Origin of the sequence: Mycoplana sp. BE70, assembly GCF_031455855.1 — a bacterium.
GTDB lineage: Bacteria > Pseudomonadota > Alphaproteobacteria > Rhizobiales > Rhizobiaceae > Mycoplana.
Map to the genome: position 1 here is coordinate 137,669 of NZ_JAVDTM010000003.1, position 25,757 is coordinate 163,425.

General features: G+C 64.1%; 28 protein-coding genes and 1 tRNA gene. 14 read left to right on the forward strand and 15 right to left on the reverse strand.

The window, feature by feature from the left end:
* Positions 1-295: 295 nt before the first annotated feature.
* A complete protein-coding gene (locus J2Y48_RS06830) occupies positions 296-754 on the reverse strand; it encodes a YbaK/EbsC family protein (RefSeq protein ID WP_310414743.1) in 459 nt (152 codons plus the stop codon).
* A 253-nt stretch (positions 755-1,007) separates the two neighbouring features.
* Between J2Y48_RS06830 and J2Y48_RS06835 the strand changes: the two genes are divergently transcribed.
* The 5 genes from J2Y48_RS06835 (at position 1,008) to J2Y48_RS06855 (ending at position 4,556) form a co-directional block, all read left to right on the forward strand.
* Positions 1,008-1,364 (forward strand): hypothetical protein, encoded by a 357-nt coding sequence (locus tag J2Y48_RS06835; protein ID WP_310414746.1) that lies wholly within the window; start codon positions 1,008-1,010, stop codon positions 1,362-1,364.
* 77 nt (positions 1,365-1,441) lie between these two features.
* Positions 1,442-2,191 (forward strand): methyltransferase domain-containing protein, encoded by a 750-nt coding sequence (locus tag J2Y48_RS06840; protein ID WP_310414748.1) that lies wholly within the window; start codon positions 1,442-1,444, stop codon positions 2,189-2,191.
* 156 nt (positions 2,192-2,347) lie between these two features.
* Positions 2,348-2,671, forward strand: coding sequence for a succinoglycan biosynthesis protein exoi (locus J2Y48_RS06845; RefSeq protein WP_310414751.1), 324 nt, complete (start codon positions 2,348-2,350; stop codon positions 2,669-2,671).
* Between the two features lie 197 nt (positions 2,672-2,868).
* Positions 2,869-3,198 carry a hypothetical protein gene (locus J2Y48_RS06850; protein WP_310414754.1) on the forward strand — a complete coding sequence of 110 codons (330 nt, stop codon included), beginning with the start codon at positions 2,869-2,871 and terminating at the stop codon, positions 3,196-3,198.
* Positions 3,199-3,428: 230 nt separating this feature from the next.
* On the forward strand, positions 3,429-4,556 hold the full coding sequence (locus tag J2Y48_RS06855) for a class II histone deacetylase (RefSeq protein ID WP_310414756.1): 1,128 nt from the start codon (positions 3,429-3,431) through the stop codon (positions 4,554-4,556).
* 195 nt (positions 4,557-4,751) lie between these two features.
* On the opposite strand, the gene J2Y48_RS06860 is transcribed toward J2Y48_RS06855, so the two are convergent.
* A tRNA-Gln gene (locus J2Y48_RS06860) sits at positions 4,752-4,826 on the reverse strand.
* 355 nt (positions 4,827-5,181) lie between these two features.
* On the opposite strand from J2Y48_RS06860, the gene J2Y48_RS06865 reads away from it, so the two are divergent.
* Entirely contained in the window at positions 5,182-5,478 is a 297-nt protein-coding gene (locus J2Y48_RS06865) for a cupin (RefSeq protein ID WP_310414759.1), read from the forward strand.
* Positions 5,475-6,392: an MBL fold metallo-hydrolase gene (locus tag J2Y48_RS06870; protein ID WP_310414762.1), complete on the forward strand. Its 918-nt coding sequence runs from the start codon at positions 5,475-5,477 to the stop codon at positions 6,390-6,392. Before J2Y48_RS06865 ends, J2Y48_RS06870 begins: the two co-directional genes overlap by 4 nt.
* A gap of 28 nt (positions 6,393-6,420) precedes the next feature.
* Here the strand turns inward: J2Y48_RS06870 and J2Y48_RS06875 are convergent, their stop codons facing one another.
* Positions 6,421-6,672 carry a GlsB/YeaQ/YmgE family stress response membrane protein gene (locus J2Y48_RS06875; RefSeq protein ID WP_310414765.1) on the reverse strand — a complete coding sequence of 84 codons (252 nt, stop codon included), beginning with the start codon at positions 6,670-6,672 and terminating at the stop codon, positions 6,421-6,423.
* 122 nt (positions 6,673-6,794) lie between these two features.
* Positions 6,795-7,697: a DUF1499 domain-containing protein gene (locus J2Y48_RS06880; RefSeq protein WP_310415712.1), complete on the reverse strand. Its 903-nt coding sequence runs from the start codon at positions 7,695-7,697 to the stop codon at positions 6,795-6,797.
* A 232-nt stretch (positions 7,698-7,929) separates the two neighbouring features.
* On the opposite strand from J2Y48_RS06880, the gene J2Y48_RS06885 reads away from it, so the two are divergent.
* Together J2Y48_RS06885 and J2Y48_RS06890 are read left to right on the forward strand one after the other, a co-directional pair.
* On the forward strand, positions 7,930-8,322 hold the full coding sequence (locus J2Y48_RS06885; RefSeq protein ID WP_310414768.1) for a hypothetical protein: 393 nt from the start codon (positions 7,930-7,932) through the stop codon (positions 8,320-8,322).
* A 72-nt stretch (positions 8,323-8,394) separates the two neighbouring features.
* A complete protein-coding gene (locus tag J2Y48_RS06890) occupies positions 8,395-8,658 on the forward strand; it encodes a hypothetical protein (protein WP_310414770.1) in 264 nt (87 codons plus the stop codon).
* Between the two features lie 10 nt (positions 8,659-8,668).
* Here J2Y48_RS06890 and ppdK read toward each other — a convergent pair whose 3' ends face one another.
* From ppdK to J2Y48_RS06920, 6 genes are all read right to left on the reverse strand, one after another.
* Positions 8,669-11,356: a pyruvate, phosphate dikinase gene (ppdK, locus tag J2Y48_RS06895; RefSeq protein WP_310414773.1), complete on the reverse strand. Its 2,688-nt coding sequence runs from the start codon at positions 11,354-11,356 to the stop codon at positions 8,669-8,671.
* A gap of 182 nt (positions 11,357-11,538) precedes the next feature.
* Positions 11,539-11,685: a hypothetical protein gene (locus J2Y48_RS06900; RefSeq protein WP_310414776.1), complete on the reverse strand. Its 147-nt coding sequence runs from the start codon at positions 11,683-11,685 to the stop codon at positions 11,539-11,541.
* A gap of 72 nt (positions 11,686-11,757) precedes the next feature.
* Positions 11,758-11,946, reverse strand: a complete 189-nt coding sequence (locus J2Y48_RS06905; protein WP_310414779.1) for a hypothetical protein — start codon at positions 11,944-11,946, stop codon at positions 11,758-11,760.
* Between the two features lie 100 nt (positions 11,947-12,046).
* A complete protein-coding gene (locus tag J2Y48_RS06910) occupies positions 12,047-15,511 on the reverse strand; it encodes a chromosome segregation SMC family protein (protein WP_310414781.1) in 3,465 nt (1,154 codons plus the stop codon).
* An 80-nt stretch (positions 15,512-15,591) separates the two neighbouring features.
* Positions 15,592-16,392, reverse strand: a complete 801-nt coding sequence (locus tag J2Y48_RS06915; protein ID WP_310414785.1) for a DsbA family protein — start codon at positions 16,390-16,392, stop codon at positions 15,592-15,594.
* 122 nt (positions 16,393-16,514) lie between these two features.
* A complete protein-coding gene (locus J2Y48_RS06920) occupies positions 16,515-17,003 on the reverse strand; it encodes a DUF721 domain-containing protein (RefSeq protein WP_310414788.1) in 489 nt (162 codons plus the stop codon).
* A gap of 138 nt (positions 17,004-17,141) precedes the next feature.
* Here J2Y48_RS06920 and mutY point away from each other — a divergent pair, with 138 nt between their 5' ends.
* Positions 17,142-18,257, forward strand: coding sequence for an A/G-specific adenine glycosylase (gene mutY / locus J2Y48_RS06925; RefSeq protein WP_310414791.1), 1,116 nt, complete (start codon positions 17,142-17,144; stop codon positions 18,255-18,257).
* Positions 18,254-18,868, forward strand: coding sequence for an HAD family phosphatase (locus J2Y48_RS06930; RefSeq protein WP_310414794.1), 615 nt, complete (start codon positions 18,254-18,256; stop codon positions 18,866-18,868). The genes mutY and J2Y48_RS06930 overlap by 4 nt, the downstream gene beginning before the upstream one ends.
* Before the next feature lie 322 nt (positions 18,869-19,190).
* On the opposite strand, the gene J2Y48_RS06935 is transcribed toward J2Y48_RS06930, so the two are convergent.
* The 4 genes from J2Y48_RS06935 to J2Y48_RS06950 form a co-directional block, all read right to left on the reverse strand.
* On the reverse strand, positions 19,191-19,382 hold the full coding sequence (locus tag J2Y48_RS06935) for a hypothetical protein (protein WP_310414798.1): 192 nt from the start codon (positions 19,380-19,382) through the stop codon (positions 19,191-19,193).
* A 273-nt stretch (positions 19,383-19,655) separates the two neighbouring features.
* Entirely contained in the window at positions 19,656-20,783 is a 1,128-nt protein-coding gene (locus tag J2Y48_RS06940) for a site-specific DNA-methyltransferase (protein WP_310414800.1), read from the reverse strand.
* Between the two features lie 210 nt (positions 20,784-20,993).
* The gene (locus J2Y48_RS06945) at positions 20,994-21,344 is read right to left on the reverse strand and encodes an antibiotic biosynthesis monooxygenase (protein ID WP_310414803.1); all 351 of its coding nucleotides are present in this window, start codon (positions 21,342-21,344) and stop codon (positions 20,994-20,996) included.
* Complete coding sequence (locus J2Y48_RS06950) at positions 21,341-21,673, reverse strand: NIPSNAP family protein (protein WP_310414807.1); 333 nt, start codon at positions 21,671-21,673, stop codon at positions 21,341-21,343. Before J2Y48_RS06950 ends, J2Y48_RS06945 begins: the two co-directional genes overlap by 4 nt.
* Positions 21,674-21,747: 74 nt before the next feature.
* Between J2Y48_RS06950 and J2Y48_RS06955 the strand changes: the two genes are divergently transcribed.
* A complete protein-coding gene (locus J2Y48_RS06955) occupies positions 21,748-22,440 on the forward strand; it encodes a winged helix-turn-helix domain-containing protein (RefSeq protein WP_310414810.1) in 693 nt (230 codons plus the stop codon).
* Between the two features lie 157 nt (positions 22,441-22,597).
* Complete coding sequence (locus J2Y48_RS06960) at positions 22,598-23,287, forward strand: HAD family hydrolase (protein ID WP_310414813.1); 690 nt, start codon at positions 22,598-22,600, stop codon at positions 23,285-23,287.
* A gap of 164 nt (positions 23,288-23,451) precedes the next feature.
* On the opposite strand, the gene J2Y48_RS06965 is transcribed toward J2Y48_RS06960, so the two are convergent.
* Complete coding sequence (locus J2Y48_RS06965) at positions 23,452-24,009, reverse strand: hypothetical protein (RefSeq protein ID WP_310414818.1); 558 nt, start codon at positions 24,007-24,009, stop codon at positions 23,452-23,454.
* A 341-nt stretch (positions 24,010-24,350) separates the two neighbouring features.
* Between J2Y48_RS06965 and thrC the strand changes: the two genes are divergently transcribed.
* Positions 24,351-25,748, forward strand: coding sequence for a threonine synthase (gene thrC / locus J2Y48_RS06970; RefSeq protein WP_310414822.1), 1,398 nt, complete (start codon positions 24,351-24,353; stop codon positions 25,746-25,748).
* Positions 25,749-25,757 lie beyond the last annotated feature (9 nt).

Sequence of the window (25,757 nt, forward strand, 5' to 3'; positions counted from 1 at the left end):
GCGCGAGAAAGTTTCGCCAACTGAAGCTTATACCAACCTGCACTGATATTGACCGATTGCGCCGGAGCGATTTCGGTTTCCGGCAAGGAGAAAACCGCAGTCGGACTGTCGGTCCGACGAGGAATTTTCGACGCCGCCCGGAAGCCGAAAGCGCCCGGCCCTTCGGGTGGGCCGGATGTCGGCCACCGGCAGTGTCGCAATCCTCGCGCGATGCAGGGCATCGCTCTGCGGTCTGCTCCTCGCCGGATGACCGCATCCGGCCCACGCAATCGGTCAATATCAGTGCAGGTTGGTATTACTGGCAGACGTCCACCCACGTGCCGCCGACGAGCTCGATCATCCGCTGCGTCGGGATGCGCACGGCGGCGTTGGTGGCGCCCGCTGCGGGGACGATCTCTTCAAAGGCCTTAAGCGACACGTCGCAATAGACCGGAATCTCGGAGGGCAGGCCGAACGGGCAGACGCCGCCGATCGGATGGCTCGTCACCGCCACCACCTGCTCGGCCTCGAGCATGCGGGCCTTGCCGCCGAAGCGGTCCTTGAACTTGCGATTGTCGAGGCGGGCCGTGCCGCTGGCGACGACGAGCATCGTGTCCTCGCCGACGCGCAGGCAGATCGTCTTGGCGATCTGCTCGGGGGCGACGCCATGGGCGGCGGCCGCCAGCGCGACCGTAGCCGAGCTTTCCTCGGTCTGGAGGATTTCGATTTCGGGCGCGTGCGCCTCGAAGAACTTGCGGACGGATTCGATGCTCATGGTGGCGATTGGATATCCGGGATTGCACCTTTCGGCAAGCGATCGCCATTCCTCGGCTGCGGGCGCCCCGATCCCGGTCCGGCACATGGCGCCGCAAAAGTGTTGCAATTCGGTCAAACTCGACGAATCGATTGTTGGACAGTCGCGTGTTGCCGCAGAAGCGGCTTTCCTTTTGCCCGCGCTGCGCTAGAGCGGATTGCACGCTCCCAAGAGCCAGCATTTACCCCGCACAACGCCCAAGGAATTGGTTCGCATGATCCTTCGCATTGCCACTTTGGCAGGCCTGATGCTTGCCGTCGCCGGATGCACCACCGTCGCCCCCACCGTCCCGACCACTGCGCTGGAAACGCGCTGGATAGGCCAGTCCGCCGGCGTATTCTTTGCCGCCTACGGCCCGCCGGTCCGCGACATCGAGGGCACGGACGGACAGACGCTCTATACCTGGCGCGGCGGCTTTATTAACCGCAAGGCCTGCCAGGTCGAACTAACCGTCAACGGCGACTACAAGATCCGCAAGATCCGCCCCGTCGTCGACCGCAGGGATCCGAAGGGCGGCCCGTCGCACTGCGAAAGGGTGCTGGACGCGGCAAAGGCAGCCCCGAGCGCCTGACAGAAAACCAAGGCCGGAGCCCCGCACCGGCCTTTTTCGTTCCATTGTCGTTGTTTGCGACTGCGAGGAGACCGCGTATGCCCGCATTCGACCGCCTCTTCGATGACGCAGCGTTCGCAGGTTTCTACGATCTCGAAAACGGTTGGGGTGCAGACCTCGACTATTGCGCTGCGCTCGCAGCCGATGCCCGCTCGGTCCTCGACCTCGGCTGCGGCACGGGCGAGCTTGCGGTTTCGCTTGGCGAAGGCCGCCGCGTCGTCGGCGTTGATCCGGCCACGGCAATGCTCGAGATCGCCCGCGCCAAACCCGGCGCCGAGCGCGTGCGGTTCATCGAGGGCGATGCACGGACGATCCGGCTCGGCGAGACCTTCGACCTCGTGGTGATGACCGGGCACGCGTTTCAGGTGTTTCTGAACGAGCATGACCAGCGCGCCGTCCTTGCCACCATCGCCGCCCATCTGGCGCCCGGCGGCCGCTTCGTCTTCGATACGCGTAACCCGCTCGTCCGCGAATGGCTGGAATGGGTGCCGGAGAGCTCCGAGCGTCTGATCGTGCATCCGCAAGCCGGACGAGTGAAGGCGTGGAACGACATGATGCACGACGCTGCCACCGGCATCGTCACCTACGAGACCCACTATCTCGTCGAAAACGGCGGCCCGCATCTTACGGCGGCATCGAAAATCCTTTTCACCCCGAAGCCGGAGATCGAAGCGATGCTTGCCGCTAGCGGTCTTTCGGTCGAGCGCTGGGCGGGCGACTGGCAGGGCGGCGCATGGCACGAGGACGCCCCGGAAATCATCCCGATCGGGCAGTTCTCCGCACCCTGATATCCATCACCTCGTCGGCCCACCTCCCACCGAAGTCGTTGTGATGTATACCAATTGTTAAAATTTTAGTATCTCCTTTTATTCTGGGATAAGCCTATTTCTTAAGCGCCCGGCAACACCCTGCGACGATCATCGGGGGATGCTGGAGGGAGTATGATGCACCCGAAATTTGCCGAGCATAGGCAGGAGCGCCGTCGCAACCTGCCGCTTGTGTCAGCCATCCCCGGCCTGATCTGTGTCGGGCTGTTGTTCGTCATTTTCGACAATATGAGCGGCGCGGGGCTGGTCACCGCCTTCCGCGCCGCGATCCAGAACTGCCAGATCAAGGGCAATATCGACCTGGTCGATGGCGCCAGGGCCTATTATCTGCCCGGTCAGGATCGATATGCGGCAATCCGCGTCCAGCCCGCCGGTGGCGAACGCTGGTTCTGCAGCGAGGAAGAGGCGCTGGCCGCGGGTTGGCACAAGGCGCGCAACTGAGCGTCGGGCAGGATGGTCGGCGATGACGGCACGCCCCATCTTCCCGGATGCCATGGTCGCCATTGTAAAAAAGCATCCAAAATCAATCGCTGGATGTAGGAATTGTGTTCGGACCAGTTCAGGTTCATTTTCCGTTCAGATACAACCTGCTCTAACGCTTACACCCAAATAATGGGGGCTTTAAAGGGTTGTATAATATGAATAAGTTCAAATTTGCGGCGCTCGCTGCGGCACTTTCTCTGACCGCCGGCGCAGCCCAGGCCGAGGACCTGGTCTTCACCCTGAAGAACGGCACGAACTCCGTCCTGAACAATTTCTACGCTTCTCCGGTCGGCGTCGAGGCTTGGGAAGACGACATCTTCGGCCGCCAGGCGCTTGGCCCGGGTGAAGCGATGGAGATCACGATCGCCGACGGCCGCACCGTCTGCGAATACGACATGCGCTTCGAGTTCCAGGGTGACGACCTCGACACCACGACGGACACCCAGAACCTCTGCGAGCTCGGCGAATACACCATCCACGAGTAAGCGTTCCGACGCATGAACCGGACGGTCCCCGTAATCCGGGGATCGTCAGCAGCCGGTAATATCGAAGAATGCTCCCCGGCTTCGAGACACGCCTGACGACGCTAGATGATACAAGGCCCCAGCCTACGAGGCGTCCGCCGCGCCCGGATGCCAAAAATAGCCGCCTGACCGATTCCTTGCCCCATGCTATGCAACGGGTGCGACAAGAATCGAACGCAGGGAACAGGCACGTGAACTCAGCAATGCAAACCGGTTTCTGGTGGGATGAGAAATGCTTCTGGCACTCGGGGGGCAGCTATGCCTTCATCGCGCCCGTCGGCGGCCTCGTCCAGCCGCTCGCGGCCGGCGGACTGCCGGAAAATCCGGAAACCAAGCGTCGGTTGAAGAACCTCCTGAGCGTCACCGGCCTGATCGACGAACTTTCGGTGTCGTCCGCGCCAGTGGCGAGCGAGGAGGAATTGCGGCGCGTGCACCCTGCCGCCTATCTCGAGGCCTTCAAGCGGTTGTCAGACGACAAGGGCGGCGAACTCGGCGAGCGGACGCCGTTCGGACCGGGCGGCTATGATATGGCGGCCCTTTCGGCGGGGCTCGCCACCGGTGCGCTACGCAGCGTGCTGTCGGGCCGCCAGCGCAATGCCTATGCCTTGTCGCGCCCGCCCGGCCACCATTGCCTGCCGGACAAGCCGATGGGCTTCTGCCTGCTCGCCAACATCGCCATCGCCGTCGAGGCGGCCTTCGCCGAGAAGCGGGCCGAGCGGATCGCCGTCATCGACTGGGACGTCCACCACGGCAACGGCACTGAGGCGATCTTCTATGACCGCGCCGATGTCCTGACGATCTCTCTGCACCAGGAGAACTGCTATCCGCGCGATTCCGGCCGGGTGGCCGACCGCGGCGAGGGCAAGGGCGAAGGCTGCAACATCAATATCCCGATGCTGCCGGGAACCGGTCACCTCGGCTATCTGCACGCCTTCCAGCGGATCGTGCTGCCGGCGCTCGAGCGCTACCGGCCGGATGCCATCGTCGTCGCCTGCGGCTTCGATGCCTCCGGCGTCGATCCGCTGTCGCGGATGCTGGCGTCTGCGCAAACCTTCGCGGACATGACCCGCATGACCATGGAAGCCGCCGATGCGCTCTGCGGCGGCCGGCTGCTGCTTGTGCACGAGGGCGGCTATTCGGAAGCGCACGTTCCCTTCTGCGGTCACGCAGTGATCGCCACGCTTTCCGGCTCCGCCATCATCGCACCCGACCCTCTGGCGGTCCGCCTCGACTTCCAGCAGCCCAACCCGGACTTCACCGCCTACCAGATCGCCACCATCGACCGGATGGCCGAGGGGTTCTATCGGCATGGGTTCTGAGTGAAGGGAAACGCCCTACCCGATTGGTGGTGGGGCGATGCCCGCCCAGGCCGTACCCGCGTTTGGAACGCGGGGACTCAACAGATTTGAATCCGCCCGCTGCAGTGCCCGCTGCAACGCGATTAAGGCACTGAATGCGGCACGTATCGAGGCACGAACCACGATATGCCGCTGAATTTTATTGATAAAAAGTGGTGGCTGGGGCGCCTGGATTCGAACCAGGGGATGGCGGTACCAAAAACCGCTGCCTTACCGCTTGGCTACGCCCCAACGCGCGGGCTTTAGTGCCCGCCAAGCGGGAGCCTGATAGCAAAGCTCATCCCGGCGGACAATCCTTAAGTTGCCATCTGCCCAAGTTTCTTTCCAGTGCGCCTTGCTCCGTTGCTGGTTGCCCGGCTGTGTCTGCTGTCGTTGCGCTGCACCGGCTTCTTCGTCCGACAATGACACTGCGGCAGGCGCGTTTCGGTGGGAGATGGCTGGGCCGGCATGAATGGCGATAACGGCTTGAATCTGCGCTTGCTTCTGCCTCGGAAAATCGATTCCGGTCATCGTGGTTATGCGCTAAGGTCGCCGCCGCGCGCGCCGCCACGTGCATGGGCGTGCCAGCAATTGCAATGGAGAGATCATGAGCCAGTTCCGCGCCCGCCCGCCCGCCATGCCCACCCTGCTTCTCGACGACGCGGTCGTGCGTGTCACCCGCTGGGACTTCGAGCCCGGCGCCGATACCGGCCATCACGTGCATGGGCTCGGCTACGTGGTCGTGCCGATGACCGATTGCCACCTTTTGATCGAGGACGAGAGCGGTACGAACCGCGTGCATCGGCCGGCCGGCCTCGTCTACCGCCGCGAGGCGGGCGTGGCCCACAATGTGGTCAATGGCGGCGACGAGCCGATGAGCTTCATCGAGATCGAGTACAAGTGAAAAAGTCCGCCGCACCCGCCTTCAATCTCGAATTCCAGTCGGCGTACGGCGAGGCCGTGCCGGTGGCGGATCATGTGCAGCGCATCACCGTCAACAACCCTTCGCCGTTCACCTTCCACGGCACAAACAGTTATATCGTCGGCGACCGCTCGGTCGCCGTGATCGATCCCGGGCCGGACGACGAGGCGCATTTTCAGGCGCTGATGAAGGCGCTGAAAGGCCGCGAGGTCACCCATATCGCCGTCAGCCACACCCATCGCGACCATTCGCCCCTCGCCCGCCGGCTGAAAGCGGAGACGGGCGCGCTGATCGTCGCCGAAGGACCGCATCGGGCGGCACGCCCGCTCCATGCCGGCGAGACCAATCCGTTCGCCGAAAGCTCCGACACCGACTTCCTGCCCGACCTTGCGCTTTCCCACGGCGAGCGCGTCACCGGCGACGGCTGGTCGCTGACGGCGCTTCTGACGCCCGGCCATACTGCCAATCATGCCGCGTTCGCGCTCGGCGACACCGGCATCCTCTTTTCAGCCGATCACGTCATGGCCTGGGCCACGTCGATCGTGGCGCCGCCGGACGGCGCCATGGCCGACTACATGGCCTCGCTGGAGATGCTGCTCGAGCGCGACGACCGGCTCTACCTGCCCGGCCATGGCGGTCCCGTTCTGGAACCCGCCGCGTTCCTCCGCGGCCTGCGCACGCACCGCAAGATGCGCGAGCGGGCGGTAAAGGAACGGATCCGCAAGGGCGACCGGCTGATCGCCGACATGGTGAAGGCGATCTACAAGGACACCGACCCGCGCCTGCACGGGGCTGCGGCCCTTTCCGTGCTTGCGCACCTGGAGGACCTCGTCGAGCGCGGCGAAGTTGTCACCGAGGGTCCACCGTCGCTAAACGGCACCTACCTGCCCGTCTGAGGTTGTTTCGGTCGCTAACGATCCCTCGTTAGCGCCTGATCGCACGCGCGACCGCGATCAGGACGCAAGCGCCGATGAAGCCGGCAATCAGGTAGCCGACCCATCCCCCGAGGTTCACGCCGATCAGGTTCAAGAGCAGATTGGCGACAAAGGCACCAACAATGCCGAGCACGATATTCATGAACACGCCCATTTGCGACTTCATGAACATCTCGGCCAACCATCCAGCAATGCCGCCGATGATGATGGCGGCGATCCAGCCAACGCCTGCGTTTTCCATGTGCACGGCCCTCGGTTGAAGATCAACTTAGGATAGCGCGCATTGCAGGGGCGTCAATGCCCCGCGCTCGCTCCGGCATCGTCGCACCGCAACCAAGCCGAAGGCTGCCGGTGAGGTCATGGCTAGTCGCCGGCAATACCGAGAAGCTCTGCGTCGAGCGCTTTCAGATAGCGCTCCACGAAAGCGGCTCCCAGACCAAGGTCATGCGGACCGTAGCGCGAGGCAACTCGCATGTCGACGAGCGCCGTCTCCTCCTCCTCGCGCAGTCGGATCGACACGTCGAAACGGAAGCCGAACAACTGCGAACGCCACTCGCCCTGCAACAGCACGTCGCTCGGCCCGCCGCTGTTCGGCAGCAGCCCCTGTTCGACCGGACGCTCCGAAGGGACTGGGACGACGGCGATTTCGCTTTCGCCGGACTTGTCCGCCTCCGGCTTGACCACGAGGTCCTCCAGATCGGCGATCACGTTCTCCATCCCGCTTTCCTCGGTGAAGACGATGCCCTGTTCCTCGGCAACCTTGCGCACCCCCTGCAGAACGCGGTCGAGCGCCCCCTCGTAGCGGCGGCCCGTCAAGCCCGGATAAGCCGCATCCTGAACCTCCCGGTCCCTGACCGTCACCGGCGGCCGCGGCAGAAAGTCCTGGTTGGCAAGCGGCACCTTCAGCCAGGGGGGCGACGCGTAAGGATCGGTCGTTACGTCGTAGATCATCGGCCGGGTGAAATAGGCCTGGACGGCATAGCCGGCCACGCCGAGCGGAAGGGCCGCTAACAGGAGTGCCGTAAAGGCTGCCTTGCCGCCACGCGCGCCAACCCGCCACAGCCGCACCAGTCCGGTGACGGCGAGCAGGACGGCACACAACGCAAGGCCGGCAGCGATGCCGGCAAGCGCGAGGAAATGCGGCGTCGTCAGCGGCCCGAAGCGATGCGACAAGGCAGCGGCGAGAAAAAGCACGAGCGCAAAGGACGCCATGCGGCGCGCCCAGTGCGCCGCATGGGAGTTGGGCCGCTCGTATCGAATGACCATTGCCATTGGCCGCTCCTCTTCTCCGCCCGCGCACCACCCAAAGGCTGACGACGCAAAGCACTGCAACAAACAACTCTCTCGCAGCGGCAACGTCAATGCGTGATCCGGCCGTGATCGACTGCGACCCGAAATCGGTGGACAGGATCGCCGGGAGCCGAATCTCCTTGTGTGCCGCAAAAATGACACGCTCGTTAACGATTTTCCCGGTGGGCGGGCAAAAGGAGAATACTGTATGGCATCGACATCGATGATTGGCCACGACGTCCGTCTGGCCCTGCCTCCCCCCGCTAGCGAGCCTGCCCTTCCGCTTGAACTGATCGAACTGGAACTGTCGCTCGACGGGTTTGCCACCGAGCAGGACGGATTTTCCGAGGCGGTGCGCCGCGCCGCCAAGTCGCTCGACGGCGAGTTCCTTTTCGACCTGCCGGCCTCCGGTCTCGCCGAGGACTGCCAGCGCGTCGCGGCGCTGCGCATACCCGAGGCAAACGGCAACGGCATGAAGATCGTCTTTGCGCTTCTCGATGCCGACGGCACGGGAATTCGCGTCGAGGACCCTAGCGAAGCGACCACCGGACTAAAGAACTTCGCCGATTCGTTTGTGGGTGTCCTCGAGCGCATGCAGTGAACTTGCCGACGCGATCGCCACCGCTATATCTCTTCGGGTAGAAGCGATGCCACGCTCACGACGGAGGCTGGGATGCGCGTGGAGGTCCTGTTTGCGCTTGCCGCAATAACCGCGGTCCTCACCGGTTGCCAGACGATAACGCCAGAGCAGCAACGCGCCGCCGACGAGCAACAATGCCTCGATTATGGATTCAGGCGCGGCACGACCGCTTTTGCCAACTGCCTGCAACGCATCGACCTCGACCGCAGCGCCAACGCGCGTGCCAGACGCGTCGAAACGGCCGTCGAATTCGGCTGGTATCGCCCCTGGTACGGTCCGGGTCCAGGCTGGTGGTGAGCAGCCTTCGTCAGCCGTTCGATCCGCCCGCCGATTTCCGCCCGACAAAAGCCGCCTGTGCGGCCGCAAGGCGTGCGATCGGCACGCGGAACGGCGAACAGGAGACGTAGTCAAGCCCCGCCTCCTCGCAGAAGTGGATCGACGCCGGATCGCCGCCGTGCTCGCCGCAAATGCCGAGCTTGAGATTGTTGCGCGTCCGCCGGCCGCGCTCGGCGGCGATCTGGATGAGTTCCCCCACCCCGTCGAAGTCGAGCTGGACGAACGGGTCGCGCTCGACAATGCCCCTCTGCAGGTAAGTCGACAGGAACGCCGATGCGTCGTCGCGCGAGATGCCGAACGTCGTCTGCGTCAGGTCGTTGGTGCCGAACGAGAAGAACTCCGCCGATTCGGCAATCACATGCGCCCGAAGTGCCGCACGCGGCAGCTCGATCATCGTGCCGATGAGATATTCGAGACTGACGCCGGCTTCGGCGATCACCTCCTTCGCGACGGCCTCGATGCGCTCCTTGACGAAATCAAGCTCGGCCTTCAGGCCGACGAGCGGCACCATGATTTCCGGCACGACGGCGGCGCCCGTATCCTTGGCAGCCAGGCAGGCCGCCTCGAAGATGGCGCGTGCCTGCATCTCGGCGATTTCAGGATAGGAGATCGCCAGACGGCAGCCGCGGTGGCCGAGCATCGGATTGAACTCGTGCAGCGCATCCACCCTCTGGCGCAGTTCCGCCGGATCGAAGGAGAGGACGGACGCGACCTCGGCGATTTCCTCATCGGTCTTCGGCAGGAACTCGTGCAGCGGCGGGTCGAGCAGGCGGATCGTCACCGGCAGGCCGTGCATGATCTCGAACAGTTCGACAAAATCCGAGCGCTGCATCGGCAAAAGCTTCGCAAGGGCTGCCCGCCGCCCGGCCTCGTCCTCGGCGAGAATCATCTCGCGCATCACGTTGATGCGCTCGTCCTCGAAGAACATGTGCTCGGTGCGGCACAGGCCGATGCCTTCCGCACCGAAGGAACGCGCCGCGCGCGCATCCGCCGGCGTCTCGGCATTGGTCCGCACCTTCATTCGACGGGTCGCGTCCGCCCACTCCATGATGCGGCCGAAATCGCCGGACAGCTCCGGCTGCAGCATCGGGATCGCACCCTTGAGCACCTGGCCGGACGAACCATCGATGGTGATGATATCGCCCTTCTTCAGCGTCACGCCCTGCGCGATCAAGAGTTCGTTGCGCAGGTCGACACGCAGCGTTCCGGCACCCGAAACGCAGGGCGTGCCCATGCCGCGGGCAACGACGGCTGCGTGGCTCGTCATGCCGCCGCGGGTCGTCAGGATGCCTTCGGCCGCATGCATGCCATGGATGTCCTCGGGGCTCGTCTCGACGCGAACCAGAATCACCTTGCGACCCTCGTCCTCCGCGTGGACCGCCTCCTCGGAGGTGAAGACGATCTCGCCGGTGGCCGCACCCGGCGAGGCAGGCAGGCCGGCGCCAATGACGTCGCGGCGCGCGCGCGGATCGATGGTGGGATGCAGCAACTGATCGAGCGAAGCGGGGTCGATGCGGGCAACCGCCTCCTCCTTGCTGATCAGCCCCTCCTCCGCCATCTCGACGGCGATCTTCAGCGCGGCCTTGGCCGTGCGCTTGCCGGAACGCGTCTGCAGCATCCACAGCTTGCCGCGCTCGATCGTGAATTCCAGATCCTGCATGTCGCGGTAGTGCCCCTCGAGGCGCTTGCAGATCTCGTTGAACTCGGCGAAAGCCTCGGGCATCAGCTTTTCCAGCGACGGCTTGTCGGAGCCGGAAGCGATGCGGGCGTCTTCGGTGATGTTCTGCGGTGTGCGGATGCCGGCGACGACATCCTCGCCCTGCGCGTTGACGAGGAATTCGCCATAGAGCGCGTTTTCACCGGTCGAGGGATTGCGGGTGAAGGCAACGCCGGTGGCCGAAGAGTTGCCCAGGTTGCCGAACACCATCGCCTGGACGTTGACCGCCGTGCCCCAGTCGGCAGGGATGTTGTGCAAATTGCGATAGGTGATCGCGCGGGCGTTCATCCAGCTGGCAAAGACCGCGCCGATCGCGCCCCAGAGCTGCACCTCCGGATCCTGCGGGAAGCTTTCCCCCAGTTCCTCCTCGATCGTTTCCTTGTAGCGGGCGATCACGTGCTGCCATTCTACGGCGGAGAGCTCGGTGTCCTGCTCGTGTCCGAGCCGCGCCTTTTCATCCTCGAGGATTTCCTCGAAGACTTCATGGTCGAGGCCCATGACGACGTCGCCGTACATCTGGATGAAGCGGCGATAGCTGTCCCAGGCGAAGCGCGCATCGCCGGCGTCGTGACCGAGCGCCTGCACCGTCTCGTCGTTGAGACCGAGGTTGAGCACCGTATCCATCATACCGGGCATGGAGGCGCGTGCGCCGGAGCGGACCGACAACAGCAATGGCCGCTCATTGTGGCCAAAGGTGCGTCCGGTGATCTCCTCCATCCGGCGGATGCCGGAACGGACCTCCTCCTTCAGGCTGTCAGGAATGGCGCGGCCGTTTTCATAGTAGTGGGTGCAGGCAGTGGTGACGATCGTCAGTCCGGGAGGCACCGGCAGGCCGAGATTGCACATCTCGGCGAGATTGGCGCCCTTGCCGCCGAGAAGATTGCGCTCGCCGGCATGGCCCTCGGCGCTTCCCCCGCCAAAGGTGTAAACCCACTTCTGCATTGCTGTTCTCCACCCCGAAACAGTCTACTGTGACAGATTTATAGCATATGACACGCATTGGAAACGGAGTGCCGGCGACAATTTGTTGCAATGCACCAAAATCGCAACGGCGCCGCAGCATCAAAGACGACATGCAAGATCGCAATTTGCATGTTTCGGCGAAAAACCACCACCGAAAGGCGTCATTTTTCCTGGATCGACAGCCCGTCCTTGCCGACCCTGATCTCGACGCCATCGGGCTGCTTCTCTTGCTGATAGGCATAATAGGAGAAGCCGGCCACCACGACGATGAGCGCACCAATGATCATGTAGAGGGCATTCTTGCTCACGCTTGTCCCCTCCGTCCTGTTGCAAACCTGCAGTCATCCCCGAAGCGGAGCCGACCAACCTCGCCTTCCCTCTCAGTCCTGCTGCTTTTCGCCAGCACTTTTCCCGTCGGAACTGCGCGAACGCTCTTCGAAGCGATCGGCGCCTTTGGCAAGATCTGACCCCTTTTCGGTCTCTACCTTGCGTTCTTCTGCAGTTGCAGCTTTGCGAAGGCCGCGGGCGGCTTCCTTACCTTTTTTCGTGGGTGCTTGCTCAATGCCCATTGCAATCTCCTCGGCTCGACCAGACGTCAACGCGAGGCAGGTTGCATTGGTTCCGGAGACGCCAGGGCGGGCGCGGAGATCGAATAGCGCCGGTTGGGATTTAAACGGCTTCGCGCAATTGCTCGGCGGTCTGCAGGTCGACCGAGACGAGTTGGGATACACCCTGCTCGGCCATGGTGACTCCGAACAGGCGGTTCATGCGGGCCATGGTGATGGGATTGTGGGTGATGATGACGAAGCGGGTCTCGGTGGAGGCGGCCATTTCATCCATCAGGTTGCAGTAGCGCTCGACGTTGTGGTCGTCGAGCGGAGCGTCCACCTCATCGAGGACGCAGATCGGGGCGGGGTTGGTCAGGAAGACGGCGAAGATCAGCGCCATCGCCGTCAGCGCCTGCTCGCCGCCGGACAGCAGCGTCATCGTCTGCGGCTTCTTGCCGGGCGGGCGGGCGAGGATTTCCAGACCGGCATCGAGCGGATCGTCGCTCTCGATCAGTTGCAGCTCCGCCGTGCCGCCGCCGAAGAGATGCGTGAAGAGCCGCTGGAACTGGGCATTGACGATATCGAAGGCGGCGAGCAGGCGCTCCCGGCCTTCGCGGTTGAGGCTCTGGATCGCCGAGCGCAGCTTGCGGATCGCCTCGATGATGTCCTCGCGCTCGGTGACGATCGCCTGCAGCTTCTCCGAAAGCTCCTTCTGCTCCTCCTCGGCGCGCAGGTTCACCGCACCCAGCCGCTCGCGCTCGATCTTCAGACGGTCAAGCTCGAGTTCGGTTTCGCGCGGATCGGGCAAGGGCTTGTCATGCGGGTGCTCGGCCAGCTTCAGCGCCTCGTGCGGGGCGCAATGCAGCGCCTCGCGGATGCGCGCCTCGCCGTCGACGCGGCGCTCGCGGGCGGAGACCAGGCGCTCCTCGGCGCGGCCGCGCTTTTCACGGGACTCGGCCAGTTGAGACAGCGCGGTGGCGGCGAGCTGGTCGGCTTCGCGCTGGCGGTTTTCCGCCGCCTGCAGTTCATCAGCGGCGACGCGGCGGGCCTGCTCGGCCCGGGCAAGTTCGCTCATCAGCGCGCGGCGCTTTTCCTCGATCTCCTCCGGGGCCTCGGCGATCTGCTCGGCCTCGTCCTGCGCTTCTGCTTCGCGTTCCCGCAGCGAAGCGATGTGGCGCTCGGCATTGGCGGCACGGTTGCGCCAGGTGTCGCGCTCGCTCGCGATCGCCGTCAGCCGGCGCTGGCGCTCGGCCATCTCGCGCGCGAGGCCGTCATGAAGCGCACGCGCCTCGGCAAGGGCCGCGCGATCGGTGGTAACAGCGGCCGTCTGGGTGGAAAGCCGCAGGTCGAGCGCGGCGACATCGGGCGCGTCCTCGAGCGCCCCACGCGCTTCCTCGAGTGCGTCGGCCGCCTCCTCGACCTGCCCCTCGAGCTGGATCTTCGACTCGGAGAGCACGTCGCGCCGGCGGATCAGATCGCCCGAAGCCCGTTCGGCCGCTTCAAGCGCCTCGCGAGCCTCCGCCAGGGCACGAACGGCCAGCCGCTGGGCGTCCCGCGACTTCTGCACGCGTTGTGTCTCGGCGCGCGCAGCGGCCGCGGCCAGTTCCAGGCCTTGCTGTGCCGCAGCAAGCGCGTCCTGCGCCTCGGACAGCTCAAGTTCCAGCTCGCGAAGGCGGTTCTTCTGCGCCAGTCGAAGGGCTGCGGCACTTGGGGCATCCGCACCAGTCACATGGCCGTCCCAACGGAAGATCGCGCCCTCGCGGGTGACGAGACGCTGGCCCGGCTGCAGGACGGACAGGAATGCGAGCGCCTGCTCCTGGTCGGCGACAATGCCGATCTGACGCAGGCTGCGGGTCAGAACCGCCGGGGCGCGTACGTGGGACAGCAGCGGCACGACACCATCGGGCAGGATTGCGTCGTCGGCGCCATCGCCGGCAAGCCGCCAGTGGGCGGGGGCATCGGTATCGACCGGTGAGTCCAGATCGTCGCCAAGCGCGGCGCCCAGCGCCGCCTCATAGCCCTTGTCGACCTGCACGTCCTCGACAACCGGGGCGAAGGAACCGCCGACCGTGCCGGCTTCTAGGATGCGCCGGATCGTCCGCATCTCCGTTTCGACGGCATTGACCTGTCCGCGTGCGGCTTCCACCGGAGGGCGCGCCTCGATCTCGGCAAGCCGTGCATCCTCCAGCGCCTCTTCGGATTCGGCCAGACGCTCGCCCGCCTCCTCCAGCACACCTTCGGCCGTCTGCACGTCGTGCCGCTTCTGCTCCGGATCCGGAAGGGCGGCAATGCGCTCATCCATGGCGGTAATTTCGGCTTCGAGGTTCATGAACTGCTGGGCAAGACGCGCCCGCCGATCGGAAAGATCGCGGATGGTCTTTTCGAGCTGGTTGCGCACCGCCTGGGCCTCGGCGCGTTCGGCCGTGATCGCGCCGAGCACCTGCTCGCTTTCGGCGAGTTTCTCCGCAGCGGCATCCATCGTCTCGCGCGCAGCCGCCGCACGGTCGTCGGCCTCGCCGAGGATGTCGCCGATCTCCTCCTCCTCGACCGCAAGTCGCTCGAGGATTTCGGCATTGTCGGCGACCATCGCCTCCTCGCGCGCAATGTCCTCGGCAAGCTGGGTCAGGCGGCGGGCCAGCTCGTCACGGCGGCGCAGCAGCCGGCCGGCATCCTCCTCCAGTTGCGAGCGGGCAATCTGCAGGCGCTGCAAGGCGGCGGCGAACTTTGCTTCATTCTCGCGCAATTCCGGCAGTTTCAGGCTGGCAATGGCCTGAACCTTCGCCGCCTCCATCTGCATTTGCGCCCGTTCGGCGACCAGCGAGGTTGCCTGGTTCAGCTGGCTTTCCGCCTCGCCCTCGGCCTCCTTGGCCTGGGTCCAGCGGATGTGCAGCAGCATCGCCTCGTGGCGGCGGATGTCGGCCGACAGCATCTTGAAGCGGTTCGCCTGGCGCGACTGGCGCTTGAGGCTGTCAATCTGGCTTTCGAGCTGCGAGGTAACGTCGTCGAGGCGTTCCAGATTGGTCTCGGCGGCGCGCAGCCGCAGTTCGGCCTCGTGGCGGCGCGAATGCAAACCGGAAATGCCGGCCGCTTCTTCCAGCAACTGCCGGCGCGCCTGCGGCTTTGCCTGGATCAGCTCGCCGATGCGGCCCTGCCCCACCATCGAGGGCGAGCGCGCGCCGGTGGAGGCGTCCGCGAAAAGAAGCTGCACGTCCTTGGCGCGCGCCTCCTTGCCGTTGATGCGATAGACCGAGCCCTGCTCGCGCTCGATGCGGCGCGACACCTGGATCTCGTCGCTGTCATTGAAGGCGGCCGGTGCGGTGCGGTCGGAATTGTCGAGATAGAGGCCGACTTCCGCGGTGTTGCGGGCCGGCCGGTTGCCGGAGCCGGAGAAGATCACGTCGTCCATGCCGGACGCGCGCATGTTCTTGTAGGAGTTCTCCCCCATCACCCAGCGCAGCGCCTCGACGAGGTTCGACTTTCCGCAGCCGTTCGGGCCGACGACGCCGGTCAGGCCGCGTTCGATGACGAACTCGGTCGGCTCGACGAAGGACTTGAAGCCGAGAAGGCGGAGCTTGGTGAATTTCATGGGGTCACCCCGCCCTTGAGGAACGGGTGGACGACGGGCGCACGGTTTTCGCCGGCGCCCGCATCAAAGCGGCGTCCAGATCAGAGCTTGCTGTCGATAAGGGCCGACATGGTGTCAACCGACATGCCTCCGGAATAACGCTGGCCGTTGATCAGGAAGGTCGGCGTTGCCGCAATGCCGAATTCCTTGGCACCGCGCTCGCGTACCGCGTTCACATCATCGAGAAGTTTCTGGTTCGTCAAGCAAGCCTCGAAGCTCTCCTGTGTAAAACCGGCGAGTTTCGACATCTGCAGCAGTGCTTCGCGGCCATTTTCCGCTGCGGCCCATTGTTCCTGCTGCTTGAACAGCATGGAGATCATCGGGAAATACTGCTCGGACGGCGCGCAACGGGCCAGCATGAAGGCGGCAGCGGCACGCGGATCGAACGGGAATTCGCGCACGATGAAGCGGACCTTGCCGGTATCGACATACTTCTGCTTGATCGGCTCGAAGGTCTCGTTGTGGAAGGTGGCGCAATGCGGGCAGGTCATCGACATGTATTCGACGATCGTGACCGGCGCGTTCGCGTCGCCGATCGCCATTTCCGGCAGCGGGCCGGGCTCGAGCACCTTGGCCATGTCGACATCGCCATCGGCGGCCGGGACCTCGGCCTTGGCAGCGGGAGCGGCCTGGGCGATCTCGGTGGCCGCCGGCGCAGTCGCCGCGGTCGTGACCGTGTCCGCAGGCTTGGTTTCGGCGCTTTCCGTCGTTGCCGGCGCGGTCTCCGGAGCCGACGCCGTCTCCTTCTTCTCGTCGCTGCAGGCGGCAAGCGTGACGGCGAGCGCGGCAACGGCGACACCGCCCATCAGACGCTTCAAAAGGCTCAATTCGGAAAGGGACATGGTCTCTCCTGTGGGGACAATGAAAAATACTTCCGGCACACCGGATATACCGGCTTTTGGATGCGAACAAGCACCGCCAACACCATGATCTTCAAAGAATTGTGACCGCGTGATGGTACACGTCAGCGCCGGGTCGAGCCTTGCTTGCCGAGCACGGCCGTGCCGAGACGCTTCAGCGCTGCCTTCAGCGCGTCCCCTTCGATCCCCTGCACCAAGTCTTCGAGGTGGCGTGCCGCCTCTCCGGTCAAGGGCCGCGGCGCCCGCCGACGCCTTGTCGGCGGCGAGACCGGCTTCTGTACGATCCTCACCTGATGGATCGCGGGAAAGCCGAAGAACCCGTTGATGCGCTGGATGAGCTCGCCCTGCTGGTGGGAGAGAAAGAGCGCGCGTGAGCCTTCGCAGGCGATCGTCAGAACGCCCGGCTGGTAGCCGCCGCCCTCGCCCGCCATCTCGGACGCCCGGCGCGGCCAGGCGATCTTCTCGGGTCGGGTGCAATCGGCGAACGAGCTGCCGGCAATCTCGTCCCACGAGCCGAGCAGCAACGTGTTGATGCCGGCGCGTTTGGCAAGCACCGGATCGATCAGGTCGTTGGCGACTTCGCTGATCTGCATGGCGCCCCTGCGGAATGGACGGGAACTCACGGTGGTCGGTACTCCGGCGGTTGACCTTTCTTCCTCCGGCGAATTTTGCCTTGAAGAAAGTGCGTTGCTTGGCCAGTTATACGCTTCCTCTTCGCATCCAGGCAAATCATGACCGATACGCATACAGGGACAAATCCGACCCGCCAGATCCTCGCCTGGTACGACCGGCACCATCGCGACCTGCCCTGGCGCGTCTCGCCGGCCACGGCCGCGCGTGGCGTCCGGCCCGATCCCTATCGCGTGTGGCTGTCCGAGGTGATGCTGCAACAGACGACGGTGCAGGCGGTCAAGCGCTACTTCGATCTCTTCACGTCGAAGTGGCCGACCGTGACCGATCTTGCCAAGGCGGAGACGGAAGAGGTGATGAAGGCCTGGGCGGGGCTCGGCTATTATGCGCGGGCGCGCAACCTGAAGAAGTGCGCCGAAGCCGTCGCCTTCGGACATGGCGGAGGATTTCCCGACACCGAGGAAGGTCTGAAGGTACTTCCCGGCATCGGCGACTATACGGCTGCGGCCATCGCCGCGATCGCCTTCGACCGGCAAGCCGCCGTGCTCGATGGCAACGTCGAGCGGGTGATCTCCCGCTTCCATGCGATCGACGCCCCCCTGCCCGGCTCGAAGCCGCACATGCGCGCATCCGTGGCCGCGATGACGCCGACAGACCGCCCCGGCGACTTCGCGCAGGCGATGATGGATCTCGGCGCCACGATCTGCACGCCGAAACGCCCGGCCTGCGCGCTCTGTCCGCTCAAGGAAGACTGCCGGGCGCTGGCCGGAGACGACCCGGAACGCTTTCCCGTCAAGGCGGCAAAGAAGGAGAAGCCCGTCAGGCTCGGCGCCGCCTTCGTGGCGGTCGACGAGACGGGCGCGGTGCTCCTGCGCAAGCGCCCCGGCCACGGCCTGCTCGGCGGCATGACGGAAGTCCCCAACAGCGATTGGAATGCCCGTCGTGACGGTTCGACGGAACCGGACGCCGCCCCCTTCGCCGCTGACTGGCAAACCTGTGGTACAATCATACACGTGTTTACACATTTTGAGTTGCGACTTGCCGTCTTCCGCTGCAGGGTCAGCCGCGCCGCGGCGGGAGGGCCTGGGTGGTGGGAGCCGTGGCAGACGCTCGACGGGCAGGCTCTGCCGACCGTCATGAAGAAGGCAATCCAGCAGGCGCTCCCAGCGGCCTTCGAGCCGAAAATGCCTGCGCGCGAAAAGGTGAGAACCCCATGACAAGCGAAATCCGGCACATCGTCTTCGATATCGGACGTGTGCTGATCCACTACGATCCCCAGATCCCCTACAGCCGCCTGATCCCGGACGAAGCGCAGCGGAAATGGTTCTTCGCCAATGTCTGCACCCCCGACTGGAACATCGAGCAGGATCGTGGCCGGAAATGGGAGGATGCCGAGGCGCTGCTGATCGAGGATTATCCGCAGCAGGAGGAACTGATCCGCGCCTTCCGCAAGTACTGGCATGAGATGGTCTCGCACGCCTATGTGGAAAGCGTCGCGATCATGGAGAGGCTGATCGCCAATGGGCGCGACGTCACCATGCTGACGAACTTTGCAGCGGACACGTTCAAGGAGGCACGCAAGCTTTATCCCTTCCTCGACCTCCCCCGCGGCGTCACCGTTTCCGGTGAGGTCGGGCTGATCAAGCCGGACCTGGCGATCTACGAGAAGCATAGCCGTGATTTCGCACTCGAGCCGGCGCGCACGCTCTTCATCGACGACAGCGACAAAAACGTCGAGGCGGCGCGCATGGCAGGCTGGAACGCGGTCCTCTTCACCGGTGCGGAAAAATTGAAGGGCGATCTTGCCGCCCACGGCGTCGCGCTTTGACCGTTTCGCCAAATAGAAACGCCCGGAGCCATTGCTGGCTCCGGGCGTTCGTGCCTGTCCGGGACTGAAGGTACGAAACCGGAAGGCCGAAGCGGTTTGTGAAGGGCCGCGGAAGTGTCCTTCGCATTTGTTGACGTCATCCTATGGGGTGGTGGTTAACAGCGATTGAACAATCTCCACTCCAAGAACCGATTTCGCCAATATTCACAAAAGCTTGCATAGGCGCACCAATTGAGCGCATTTGCTGCACCGGACTCTTCTGGCGAATTGAAATGAGAAGCGCGACCCGTGAACCCGGGCCGGCGAATTGGATGGAAATCGATCAGAAGCGCGAACGGTTGTTCGGGCGAATGACGTTCATCTGCAACTCATGGGCGGACGCATAGCGGCCAAGAATCTTGATGAGCCGCTTCTCCTCGGCCCGATGGATGCCGGCCTTGCGGCAGTAATCCGAAACCTCCCAGACATGCTTGGCTCGATGATGGTCGAGCTGCCTGATATCGATATGCCTCATGATCGCCTCCCAACTGACGAGGTACAACGCAATCCTTCGCCCCAGGTTCCGGCCCGGACACGATCGTGACCGGCATCACTTTGCTCGCATGTGCAAGGCTATTGAGATCATAGCGCCGGCGCTTTGTCCACGTATGACTAAAGTCTAATATGACCATCACTCATGTTCGCGCCGCAAGGGGCTTGGACAAGCCCCTTCAAACTGCTGCAACCTCCGGCGCAGGAGCACCGAAGGCCGCAACAGGAGGTAACTTTTTTGTAACGCCCGGCAGGCTCAGTCGAGCTTGGCCATGTCGCTGCGAATGACGGCGCGCAGGTCGTCGATCGGCTTCAGTTCCTTGCCCTTGGCATAGTGCCAGAAGGTCCAGCCGTTGCAGGCGTCGAGACCCTGCAACTTGGCGCCGAGGCGATGGATCGATCCGGCTTCGGAACCCGAGGCAAGCGTGCCGTCGGCCCGCACGATCGCGCTGTAGCGACGCTTCGCATCGGTCAGGACGGTGCCCGGCGCGATCAGGCCGCTTTCGATCAGCGTGATGAAGGCGACGCGCGGCTCGGCCTTCTTGCCGCTCAGGACCGTCAGCGTCTGCTTGCCGAGCGGCTCCACCGCGTCGATCCGGGCGAGCGCTGCATCGATATAGTCCTGCTCGCGCTCGATGCCGACGAAGTGGCGGCCGAGACGCTTGGCGACGGCGCCGGTGGTGCCGGAGCCGAAGAAGGGATCGAGAACGACGTCGCCCGGCTTGGTGGAGGCCATGATGACGCGGGCCAGCAGCGCTTCCGGCTTCTGGGTCGGATGGACCTTCTTGCCGTCGGCATCCTTCAGCCGTTCGCCGCCCGAGCAGATCGGGAACAGCCAGTCGGAGCGCATCTGCACGTCGTCGTTGGCAGCCTTCATGGCGTCGTAGTTGAACGTATAGCCCTTCGCCTTGGGGTCACGGCTCGCCCAGATCATCGTCTCGTGCGCGTTCTGGAAGCGGCGGCCCTTGAAGTTCGGCATCGGATTGGTCTTGCGCCAGACGACATCGTTGAGGATCCAGAAGTTGAGGTCCTGCAGCGTGGCGCCGACGCGGAAGATGTTGTGATAGGAGCCGATCACCCAGATGGTGCCGTTCGGCTTGAGCACGCGGCGGCAGGCGAGCAGCCAGGCGCGGGTGAAGGCGTCATAGGCCTCGAAGGAAGCGAACTGATCCCATTCGTCATCAACCGCATCGACCAGCGACTGATCGGGACGGTGCAGCGTGCCGCCAAGCTGAAGATTGTAGGGCGGGTCGGCGAAGATCACGTCGACGGACTGGTCCGGAAGCGCTTCGAGGGCGGCGACGCAGTCGCCCTTGATGATCGTGTCGAGCCAGCCATTGGGGCGGACGGAACGGGCTTCGGCAAGCGAAAGAAATTTTGACATGGGAAACTCGCTGATACGCTTACTCGGATACGAACTTTCTGACCCTTATGGTTACCGAAGATGGTTACCGAAGAGTGAAAGACCTCTAAGAAAGTGACGTATCCGGCGGCTCGTCGCGGTTTACGAGCGGCGCGGGCTGAAGTGTCCGCACCACCTAATGCCATTGTCGCATTGTCCGGCAGCACATGCCAGTTCCGCTGTCTGGATGCGTCAGACGCCCTCGTGCCAGGCACGACTATCAGCCGGCGCCTCTGCGCGCTCGAACATGCCATAGTCACGCAGGACCGAGACGACGCGCAGGCGATAGTCGGCGAAGGCTCCGTTCCGACCGGCTTGCTGCGCTGCCCGGTGCTCGGCGCTGTTTCGCCACGCACTGACGGCCTTTTCGTCGCGCCAGAACGACAGCGACAGGATCTTGCCGGGAATCGAGAGGCTTTCGAAGCGCTCGATGGAAACGAAGCCGTCGATCTCCTGCAGCCGGGCAATCAGCCCGGCGGCGAGATTGAGATAGACGTCGCGGCGGCCGATCGCGGGTGAGACCTCGAAGATGACGGCAATCATGGCACCACCCGTGCGGCGGCGTGCGGGAGGGATACGTTCTTCAGGAAGATGCGATCCTCGCGAAGGATGAAGCGTTCGCGCTTGGCAAACTGGTAGTTCTCGGCGCCCAGCGGATCGGCCGCAAGCCGGGCGCGATAGGCCTCGTAGGCCGCGAGGCTCTCGATATTGTAGACGCCATAGGCTGTCGTCGCCGAACCTTCATGTGGGCCGAAATAGCCGATCAGGTCGGCGCCGCTGCGGGGGATCGCCTGTCCCCAGTTGCGGGCGTAGGTGGAAAACTCCTCCTTCTTGAACGGGTCGATCTCGTAGCGGATGAAGCAGGTAATCATCGTCAGGCTCCTGGAATTTCGATGCCCCGTGATGCCACATTGATCGAAGGCAATGCTTCGACTATGATCGAAGTATGAAAGAAGGCCCGGACATAGCCCAGATTGGAGCGCTCATCGGCGACCCAGCCCGCGCCAACATGCTGACCGCCCTCATGGGCGGCCAGGCGCTGACGGCAACGGAGCTCGCGGGGGCTGCCGGGATAACGCTGCAGACGGCGAGTTCGCACCTGGCGAAGCTGGAGGCCGGCAGCCTCGTGACCCAGCGCAAGCAGGGGCGGCACCGCTACTTTGCGCTTTCCGACGACGAGGTCGGCCTGCTGCTTGAAGGCCTGATGGGCTTTGCCGCCAACCGTGGCTTTTTGCGCGCGCGGCCCGGGCCGAAGGACCCAGCTTTGAGGAAGGCCCGGGTCTGTTACAACCATCTCGCTGGCGATTTCGGCGTTCGAATGCTGGATCGCCTGGTGGCGGATGGGCATGTCGCCGTCAATGGCGACGATGCGATTTTGACCGAAGCTGGCGAAGCGCGGATGGCCGAGATCGGAATAAACCTTGACACGCTTCGCGGCCAGCGACGCCCCATCTGCCGTACCTGCCTCGATTGGAGTGAACGGCGCTCCCATCTGGCGGGTTCGCTCGGGGAGGCACTGCTTATCCGCTTCATCGACAGAGGATGGGCCAGACGGAGCGGTGACAGTCGCGCCGTCCAGTTCACGCCGGCCGGAGAGCGGGCGTTCCTCGACCTGTTTCCCGTCCTCGATCGGGTCTGACTGCAAATATCGAAGTGGCGCGCCCGATCCTTGAGCCGGACTCTGCGGCTGCGGAGTTGAGCTTTGCGCCACCATCGTATAAATGACGCACCGATACATCACGCCGCGACACCTGCTCAGCCGGCGCGCCTAACACCCTCCCTCAAGGACGATCTTCATGGACGGTTTCGACCTCATCATCTTCGATTGCGACGGCGTTCTGGTCGATTCCGAGATCATCGCGGCCGAAGTCGAATCGCGGCTGCTGACGGAGGCGGGCTATCCGATCGGCGTCGAGGAGATGGGCGAGCGCTTCGCCGGCATGACCTGGCAGAACATCCTGCTGACGATCGAGCGCGAGGCGTCGATTCCCTTCTCGGCCTCGCTTCTCGACAAATCGGAAAAGCTGCTGGATGAACGGCTGGCCAATGAGGTGATGGTCATCGACGGCGTGAAGCTGGCTCTGTCGCGGCTGAAGCGACCCTATTGCATCTGCTCCAATTCCGCGGCGCACCGCCTCGACCTGATGCTGAGCCGGGTCGGCCTGCGGGAGGTCTTCGCGCCGCACATCTATTCGGCGAAGGATCTCGGGCCCGACCGGGTGAAGCCGAAGCCGGACATCTTCCTGCATGGCGCCAGGCAATTCGACGCAGACCCGGCGCGCACCCTCGTCATCGAGGATTCCGTGCACGGCATTCATGGCGCGCGCGCGGCCGGCATGCGCGTTGTCGGCTTCACCGGCGCCTCGCATACCTACCCCTCACATGCCGACCGGCTGACGGATGCGGGCGCCGAAACGGTGATCTCGCGCATGAACGATCTGCCCGGCGTCATCGCGGCACTCGCGGAGTGGCAGGAAGCGATCTGACAGCCTCGGCGCGTCGAGGCGATCGCTGTCCCGTCGTCGCATTCGGCAAGAACTGAAATGGCCGGGCCGGCGTGATTGAGACCGCGTCGCCAGAACATCCGGCTTCCCTCCGCCCCTTCGTTCCACGGTGAAACCGGAGGGGCAAGAGATCGCCAGCCAACAACTCAGTTCGCGGTGTAGGGACCTTCGTCGAAGCCGACATAGATCTTGGCATAGGAACCCGCGCCGCCGGGGATGACGACGTTCGCGTCGGTAAAGACGTACTGGGTCGTGCCTTCGGGCGGAATGGTGACGCCGAATTTGCTCAGGTTCGAGTACAGCGTGTTCTCGCCGTCGGTCGCAGCCACGCGAATGGGGAGGTTGACAGCGCCTGGGGATCCGGCCGGACCGGCGAGGATGCGTCCCTGAACCATGACGGTAACCTTCAGGCTGTCCGCCGTCTGCACGCACTGACGCGTCGTCGCCGAGAGTGTTGCCTGGTAGAGCACCTTCTGCGGATCATCCTTGGCGCCCTTGGCATAGGCGCGATGGACGGAGGTTCCCTCACGCAGGAAGACCTGCGGACAAGCGCCCTGGATCACCGGGGCTTGCTGCGAAGCCACCTGCTGCTGGCCTTCACCGGGCGACACGCCGAGGTCGGCGGCCTTTTCCGTCTGGTTGCAGCCTGCAATGATGGCGAGTAGGGAAACGGCCAGAAGGCGGCGGCCAGTGGTAGCAGTCACGTTTGTCTCACCCCTGCATTCGGACTTGAGATGCCCGTTCAACTTACAAAAAACGGGCCTTTCTAGACCCACGCGGATGCTCTATAGCAGCGGTGCGGCAAAAAATCGATTGTCCAAAATTAACGTTCCACTTTTTGCTGTATCCGCGGGTGGAGGAACCTTGCCATCGCTCGCCGCACGGAGAACCGCGCCCAGCCGGTTCGATCAGTCTCGCCCGGCGCGACATTCGTCGCGTCCGAACCGGAAGGAAGTCTTTGTGACCGCAGCCCTGCGCCGACCCGGCCTCCTGCCCACGCCCGTTTCCTTCCGCCAGTCTGCCGCTCACTTTCAGGGATCATGACGTGAAGTACATATCGACGCGGGGCGAGGCCCCTACCCTCGGTTTCTGCGACGCTCTGCTTGCAGGCCTTGCAAGCGACGGCGGCCTCTACGTGCCGCAGGAATGGCCCACGTTCACGAAGAAGCAGATCCGGGCGATGCGTGGCATGAGCTACCAGCAAATCGCATTCACCGTGCTGTCCCCCTTCGTCGACGGTGAGATCGACGACAAGACCTTCCGGGCGATGATCGACGAGGCCTATGCCACGTTCCGTCACCCGGCGATCACGCCGCTCGTGCAAACCGGCCCGAACGAGTTCATCCTCGAACTCTTCCACGGTACGACGCTCGCCTTCAAGGACGTGGCGATGCAGCTTCTGGCACGGCTGATGGACCATGTGCTGGCCGAGCGCGGCCAGCGTGCCACGATCGTCGGCGCCACCTCCGGCGATACGGGCGGTGCGGCCATCGACGCCTTTGCCGGTCGCGAACGCACCGACATCTTCATCCTCTTCCCGCACGGCAAGGTCTCGCCGGTGCAGCAGCGCCAGATGACCACGTCGGCCGCCGGCAACGTCCACGCGCTCGCCGTCCGGGGCACCTTCGACGACTGCCAGAACCTCGTGAAGGCGATGTTCAACGACAAGGGCTTCCGCGAAAGGATGCAGCTTTCCGGCGTCAACTCGATCAACTGGGCCCGCATCATGGCCCAGATCGTCTACTACTTCACCAGCGCCATCGCGCTCGGCGCACCGGACAAGAAGGTGTCGTTCACCGTGCCGACCGGCAATTTCGGCGACATTTTCGCCGGTTTCGTCGCCAAGCGGATGGGCCTGCCGATCGACCGGCTGGTGATCGCCACCAACGACAACGACATCCTCGCGCGCACCCTCAAGACCGGCCGCTATGAGATGCGCGGCGTCGTCGCGACGACGTCGCCGTCGATGGATATCCAGATCTCCTCGAACTTCGAGCGCCTCCTGTTCCAGGCCGCCGACCGGGATTCGGCCGAGGTCCGGACGCTGATGGGCGGCTTGAAGCAGTCAGGATCGTTCCAGATCGGCGACAAGGCGCTGAAGGCGATCCGCAAGGAATTCCGCGCCGGCCGCGCCACCCAGAAGCAGGTCGCCAAGACGATCGCCGAAACGCTGGAAAAGACCGGTTACCTTCTCGATCCCCACACCGCCACCGGCGTCTTCGTCGCGGCGAAGCATGCCCGCGCTGCGAGCCCGATGGTGACGCTTGCGACCGCGCACCCAGCAAAATTCCCCGACGCCGTAAAATCGGCGAGCGGTATTGACCCGACGCTTCCGCCGTGGCTTGCTGGCATGATGCAAAGGGAGGAGCGTTACGAAATCCTGGATCCAGATCTTGCAAAGGTGGAAGCCTATGTCGGCAGCCACTCCCGCATCCGGGGTTAGTGATCGCGG

Excerpts from the sequence above, each read along its gene's own strand:
- ppdK (WP_310414773.1), bottom strand. The coding sequence starts at position 11,356 with ATGCAGAAGTGGGTTTACACCTTTGGCGGGGGAAGCGCCGAGGGCCAT.
- J2Y48_RS06840 (WP_310414748.1), top strand. The coding sequence starts at position 1,442 with ATGCCCGCATTCGACCGCCTCTTCGATGACGCAGCGTTCGCAGGTTTC.
- J2Y48_RS06845 (WP_310414751.1), top strand. The coding sequence starts at position 2,348 with ATGCACCCGAAATTTGCCGAGCATAGGCAGGAGCGCCGTCGCAACCTG.
- J2Y48_RS06930 (WP_310414794.1), top strand. The coding sequence starts at position 18,254 with ATGACAAGCGAAATCCGGCACATCGTCTTCGATATCGGACGTGTGCTG.
- J2Y48_RS06875 (WP_310414765.1), bottom strand. The coding sequence starts at position 6,672 with ATGGAAAACGCAGGCGTTGGCTGGATCGCCGCCATCATCATCGGCGGC.
- J2Y48_RS06915 (WP_310414785.1), bottom strand. The coding sequence starts at position 16,392 with ATGTCCCTTTCCGAATTGAGCCTTTTGAAGCGTCTGATGGGCGGTGTC.
- mutY (WP_310414791.1), top strand. The coding sequence starts at position 17,142 with ATGACCGATACGCATACAGGGACAAATCCGACCCGCCAGATCCTCGCC.
- J2Y48_RS06935 (WP_310414798.1), bottom strand. The coding sequence starts at position 19,382 with ATGAGGCATATCGATATCAGGCAGCTCGACCATCATCGAGCCAAGCAT.
- J2Y48_RS06890 (WP_310414770.1), top strand. The coding sequence starts at position 8,395 with ATGCGCGTGGAGGTCCTGTTTGCGCTTGCCGCAATAACCGCGGTCCTC.
- J2Y48_RS06835 (WP_310414746.1), top strand. The coding sequence starts at position 1,008 with ATGATCCTTCGCATTGCCACTTTGGCAGGCCTGATGCTTGCCGTCGCC.
- J2Y48_RS06905 (WP_310414779.1), bottom strand. The coding sequence starts at position 11,946 with ATGGGCATTGAGCAAGCACCCACGAAAAAAGGTAAGGAAGCCGCCCGC.
- J2Y48_RS06960 (WP_310414813.1), top strand. The coding sequence starts at position 22,598 with ATGGACGGTTTCGACCTCATCATCTTCGATTGCGACGGCGTTCTGGTC.
- J2Y48_RS06920 (WP_310414788.1), bottom strand. The coding sequence starts at position 17,003 with ATGCAGATCAGCGAAGTCGCCAACGACCTGATCGATCCGGTGCTTGCC.
- J2Y48_RS06945 (WP_310414803.1), bottom strand. The coding sequence starts at position 21,344 with ATGATTGCCGTCATCTTCGAGGTCTCACCCGCGATCGGCCGCCGCGAC.
- J2Y48_RS06910 (WP_310414781.1), bottom strand. The coding sequence starts at position 15,511 with ATGAAATTCACCAAGCTCCGCCTTCTCGGCTTCAAGTCCTTCGTCGAG.
- J2Y48_RS06880 (WP_310415712.1), bottom strand. The coding sequence starts at position 7,697 with ATGGTCATTCGATACGAGCGGCCCAACTCCCATGCGGCGCACTGGGCG.
- J2Y48_RS06830 (WP_310414743.1), bottom strand. The coding sequence starts at position 754 with ATGAGCATCGAATCCGTCCGCAAGTTCTTCGAGGCGCACGCGCCCGAA.
- J2Y48_RS06955 (WP_310414810.1), top strand. The coding sequence starts at position 21,748 with ATGAAAGAAGGCCCGGACATAGCCCAGATTGGAGCGCTCATCGGCGAC.
- J2Y48_RS06850 (WP_310414754.1), top strand. The coding sequence starts at position 2,869 with ATGAATAAGTTCAAATTTGCGGCGCTCGCTGCGGCACTTTCTCTGACC.
- J2Y48_RS06865 (WP_310414759.1), top strand. The coding sequence starts at position 5,182 with ATGAGCCAGTTCCGCGCCCGCCCGCCCGCCATGCCCACCCTGCTTCTC.
- J2Y48_RS06885 (WP_310414768.1), top strand. The coding sequence starts at position 7,930 with ATGGCATCGACATCGATGATTGGCCACGACGTCCGTCTGGCCCTGCCT.
- J2Y48_RS06950 (WP_310414807.1), bottom strand. The coding sequence starts at position 21,673 with ATGATTACCTGCTTCATCCGCTACGAGATCGACCCGTTCAAGAAGGAG.
- J2Y48_RS06940 (WP_310414800.1), bottom strand. The coding sequence starts at position 20,783 with ATGTCAAAATTTCTTTCGCTTGCCGAAGCCCGTTCCGTCCGCCCCAAT.